This window comes from Enterococcus villorum (assembly GCF_007990225.1).
Lineage (GTDB): Bacteria > Bacillota > Bacilli > Lactobacillales > Enterococcaceae > Enterococcus_B > Enterococcus_B villorum.
Genome location: NZ_BJWF01000065.1, coordinates 1 through 5,265 on the forward strand (window position 1 = coordinate 1; position 5,265 = coordinate 5,265).

Below are 5,265 nucleotides of genomic sequence, written 5' to 3' on the forward strand. Positions count from 1 at the left end.
AAGTGATTTATGCGGTAGCAGAAGATGAGAATCATCAAACCATCACTGTGGATGGGCAAAATGTAGAAAAACAAGTGACTTTATCTGAACTTGGTGAAGGTGTAGATTATCAATTATCTCCAGATGAATATGTTTTAGGAACCCATTATATCACAGGAGTTTATGATAATGATCAAGCGGATCGTTTACGTTTGCGTGTTGATGGAAAAATTGTGAATACTATTTATCCTGATCAATCATCTAATCAATTTAAAATGTATGCTAGTTCGGTTACATCAACGGACCAAAAAGTGGACGTATTAGAGTACCAAGGAGATGAATTGTTGACTATAAAACCAGTCACAATTAAAGAAGCGCAAGAGATTACGTATAATCTAAGTGCCAATGACTACAATATGGGTGATGCATACGTTACTGGAACATACGATAATGAATATGCAGATACAGTAAAATTAATTGTGGATGGAAAAGTAGTCAAATTAACACACCCTGATTCCTCCCAAACAAGTTATAAACTTGCGGCAAGTAGTTTTATTGATTCAGTTGACCAGGAAGTTGTTATAGCAGAATACAATGGATCAAAAGAATTAACTCGAGTAAATGTTAATGTGACTCAGCCAAAAACATATGAGATCACGCCTGATACCTTTGAGTTAGGAAAAACATCTTTAGTCACAGGTACATGGAATTCAGACGATGATTCAATAAAATATATCAATTTATATGTCAATGACCAACGTGTATCTATTAATGCACTAAATGAAGATGGTACATTTAGTATTAGTACTAAAAATACCATTAAAGCTCCTACCGATAAAGTTGAGTTACAATTAGCTGATGCAAGTAAAATTGCCATAGGTGAAAAAGTTCCTGTTACCGTTCAAAAGAGTGATTATCAGCTAAGTTTAAATGATTATACATTGAATGACACAAAAGTGACAGGAACTTTTGATAGTCGCTACACTACGAATAAAGACCAACTACAATTAGTCATTGACGGTAAGGTGGCAAAACAAGTCGTTTATAGCGAAACAGATACAGCTCCAGGAAAAGAAAATGAAGAGTTTGCGATTGTAGCAAAAGGCTTGATTACAGACAAAAATCAACAAGTCATCGTTCGCCATATCAAAGACGGCAAAAAAGTTGTTGAACAAAATTTGACAATCCAATAACGCTATCTTAAGACTAATCGTCCCTTTTAAAAAGAAAATAAAATAAGACTGATTTTGATCTATTCATCACAATCAGTCTTATTTTTTTGTGTTAACACCTTTTCACATTCGGCATTCTCCTACTTTTCTTAAATTTAAGACCATCAATGTGAAATTTATTTCCCTCTTCGCTCCTTGTTTTCTAAACGCTGAAATATCAAGCAAACTTTCAGATGTTTCAAGGATTGACTACGAATAGGATATGCTTAACCATTCTTATATTCGTAAACTTTAGTCACATAAACTTAATCTTTTCTTTGGCTGTATCGCTTAAAACAAACCAGATACTCTGCTAGATACACAGTTCCCTTTTTCACTTCAATGTAGGATCTCTGCAAAAGCAACAATTGTTCCAATTTCAACGATAAAGCCATTTGATTAACAATATAATTGTTAAATATAAGACAATCGCTTTTTTTCTGATTGGTTTAGTCCCTTTAATCTTACGGAGACAAGTAATTTTTATGTATTCAAAAATAAAAAAAATGGAACTATCAACAGATTTCTCAAAAATAAGTAGTTCCTTCACTGAATTATTTTGATTCATAAAATAAATGACTCATTTTATACAAAGAAATAAACATACGTAAAAGTAGATATTACCTGAAACTTCACTAACGGGTAATATCTACTTTTAGGGAGTATCTACATGGTGGACGTCCACATAAATAGATTAACAAAATTCTTCTACTAATGGACTCTTAAAAAGTTTTTTCTAAGTCCATATATTGAACTATCCTCACTCTATAAAAATGTCATTATATTCCCTATTTAAAGGACATTTTTTAGCACATAACATACTTTACCGATATTACACTAAAAAAGGCAAATTAAGAATAAATGAAACAGAATATGTCTATTCTATATCAATTCAGGAGGAGTAATGAAAACTAAAACTGGCATACGAAACAATAATAAAAGAAACACTTTTTTAAAAAATAATTTTTTAGAACTATTTATCAGTATACCAAAGACAATTTTTTTTAATTTTAAGCTCTTACCAATAAAATATGCAATAAGAATACCGTGTATAGTCTCCTATAAAGTAAAACTAAAAGGGATTAATAGAAACAATTTTATCTTTGAACAACTCCCTTCGCGTTTTGGTAGTATAAGAATTGGATTTGGCAAATCAGCAAGTGGAGAGCGAGAAAGTAAAAAAGGCTTAATTGCTATCACCAATGGAAAAATCATCGTAAAGGATGTTATCGGCCTTTCCCAAGGATGTGTCATCGTAGTAAACAATAGCAATCTTTATTTAGGTAAGAATTTTAAATGTAACTACTCAACAACTATTGTTTCAACAAATAGCGATATTAAATTTGGAGATGATGTCGTTTGTGGGTGGAATGTCACTATAAGAAACATTGATGGTCACTTTATCATTGATAAAGGCAAAGTAAAACAAAATAATTCTCCCATTAAAATAGGGGATCATTCTTGGATTTGTGCTAAAAGCACCATTCTTAAGGGAGTCACTTTAGGAGAAAATAATGTCGTTGCATATGGGTAGTTTATTAACAAAAGCTACTGGGGAAAATAATGTGCTTTATGGAGGTGTTCCCGCTTCTATTATTAAAAAAGATATTAATTGGAAAGAATAAAAAACAAAAGAATCCTTTAAACGATAAAATTGTTTAAAGGATTCTTTTGTTTATATTAACTGTATAGAATGAATCTTTATAAAAAAGTGTTAGTGTTCAATAAACGATTACTGACTATTAACCCTAATCATTGAAAAATTATCTCTATTCACTACCTACTTTTTTGAAGTAAAATTTCACTTTATTTAACAGAAGAACGGTTAAAATGGTACTTAATAAAAGATAAACATAGTTCAATTCCCACTTATTCAAAAATGGAACAGTCTCTTCTAGATAAAACTCATATATAAATAAGAAAAATACATGTACAAAATAAATCAGTTGCGAATTTATAGATAAAAATTTAATACTATTTACTACCCAAATATTTTTAAACTCAACTAAATGGACGATTACCCAAAGCACAATGGCACAAAAACATCCATAAAATATAAATGGTGCTTGAGGTGGATATTTAAAGGTATTAAATCCCGAAAAGCCTAAGACAGAGAAACTAATGATTAGGCCAATAAGCATGATCAATGAAGCTTTCATGCCATTTTTTGTGTTTATTTTTTTTGCTACAAGTCCTAAAAATGCAATAGGACAATACCCGAATGACAATGGAATGATTTGATCATACCAATACTGGAAATCATTAGGAATAGCTTTTTCCAAGTAGATTAGCAAGCATTGAAAAACAACTAATCCTAAAAATATCAACAGAATTGAGGATAATTGAGATGCTTTTTCACTTAATTTATACAATATTGGTAAACTTAAAGAAACTAAGAAAAAAGTACGCATGATCCAACCATATCCGTATGATGTTTCCATGTAAAAAGAATGAATAATATAGTGAGCATCAAAATGATATGGGGTATTTAAAAAGAAATCAATCATATAAAATACACTAAATAAAATGATCAAAAATAAAATAGTTGGTAACAATAATCGTTTTATTCTTTTTTTCACATATCGTAAATATGAAACATTTTTGCTACTGTAATAATAAGATATTCCCAAACAAAAAGCCATTAAAGGTACATCAAAACTTCTTAAGTTAAATATAAAATATTTAACTCCTGAATGTGCAAGTAAAATAGATACTATTGCAATAGCCCGTAACGTATCGACTTTTAAATCTCTCATAAAATCCTTCTTTCACTTTATGACTCAGATATATTAAGTTGCTCTTTTAAATTTTTCTTTGCTTTCATCAATTCATCATCACTGATCTTTTGGTATGAAATTCCTTGTTCACCAGTCACTCCATCTCCAGTAAAACCTTCTCCTACTAATTGCTGAGACTCTATATTTGTCAATGCAACACGATAATTTTCAAATAACAACTTAAGCGTTTGCCATGATAAATCTGTCTTAAAATTATCACCTAAAATTTCCAATAGATCATCATAATTAGTTAAGGTATCCAATGATTTCACTTTGTTGAGTATACCTGTGATAACTTGTCTTTGTCTTTCCTGCCGTCCATAGTCACCCTTTGGATCATCATATCTCATGCGTGAATACTGCAAAGCTTTTTCTCCATCTAAAGATAACTTACCTATCGGAAATTCAGTGGTGCCATACTTAAAGCTAAATTTATTATTCACTTCTATTCCGCCAACTGCATCTACTATTTCTTTTATTCCTTTTAGATCAACTTGTGCATAATGATCGATTGGGATATCTAAAAGATTCTCAACTGAAGCAATTGCCATAGGAACCCCACCATAAGCATAGGCATGATTAATTTTATCTTTTGTATTTTTTCCAATAATATCTGCGTATGTATCTCTTGGGATACTCAATAAAGTAGTTGTTTTATTGGTTGGATTAACTGTCGCAACAATCAATACATCTGATCTACCTTGGTCCTCTCTTCCATAATCTCCTGAGTCAGTACCAATTAATAGAATTGAAAAAGCATCGCCTTCTGCGTAGTCAACATATTTATTTCTCTTAGATTCAGAAATCCGTTCTACAGATTCGTAAGAACGATCTGCTGTTTTCTTTATATCCATATAGATTTTTCCAAAATAACCAATCACAATTAATACCATCCCAAAGAGTATCGTCGTTATCGTAATTAAAAAGATTTTTTTCTTACTCATAGTTTCCTCCATTATTAAATTAACCTAAAAGCCTATTCTATATAAGAATAACAAATCCTAAAGATATATAGGTACTAACATTTACTACTTTATAATCCCACTTTAGAAAACAAAAATTCTAATACAAGTAAAAGTAAAGAAAGAAGAACAACCCTTAATAAAAGATTGTTCTTCTTTCTTTATTTTTTCCTTTTCAACAAATATAAATATATTCCTAAAACAACCATAAGCACTACGATACCAATGACCATTAATGATGTTTGATTCTTTTCATTAGTTTTTGGAAATACGCTTTTGTGTTGTTCAATTTTAGACTTCATACTATCGGTTTTTGTTAGTGTGACACTCCCCGGT

At 30.6% G+C, this 5,265-nt stretch carries 5 protein-coding genes; 2 read left to right on the forward strand and 3 right to left on the reverse strand.

The window, feature by feature from the left end; all coding sequences use genetic code 11:
- Positions 1-1,172: immunoglobulin-like domain-containing protein (locus EVI01_RS13795; RefSeq protein ID WP_371859425.1), on the forward strand; the 1,172-nt coding region annotated here is incomplete at its 5' end.
- A 922-nt stretch (positions 1,173-2,094) separates the two neighbouring features.
- Positions 2,095-2,724: an acyltransferase gene (locus tag EVI01_RS13045; protein WP_010752227.1), complete on the forward strand. Its 630-nt coding sequence runs from the start codon at positions 2,095-2,097 to the stop codon at positions 2,722-2,724.
- A gap of 235 nt (positions 2,725-2,959) precedes the next feature.
- Here EVI01_RS13045 and EVI01_RS13050 read toward each other — a convergent pair whose 3' ends face one another.
- From EVI01_RS13050 to EVI01_RS14295, 3 genes are all read right to left on the reverse strand, one after another.
- On the reverse strand, positions 2,960-3,946 hold the full coding sequence (locus EVI01_RS13050) for an acyltransferase family protein (RefSeq protein WP_010752229.1): 987 nt from the start codon (positions 3,944-3,946) through the stop codon (positions 2,960-2,962).
- 17 nt (positions 3,947-3,963) lie between these two features.
- Complete coding sequence (locus EVI01_RS13055; protein WP_035007575.1) at positions 3,964-4,923, reverse strand: LCP family glycopolymer transferase; 960 nt, start codon at positions 4,921-4,923, stop codon at positions 3,964-3,966.
- 167 nt (positions 4,924-5,090) lie between these two features.
- Positions 5,091-5,231, reverse strand: a complete 141-nt coding sequence (locus tag EVI01_RS14295; protein ID WP_222593956.1) for an LPXTG cell wall anchor domain-containing protein — start codon at positions 5,229-5,231, stop codon at positions 5,091-5,093.
- Positions 5,232-5,265: the final 34 nt, after the last annotated feature.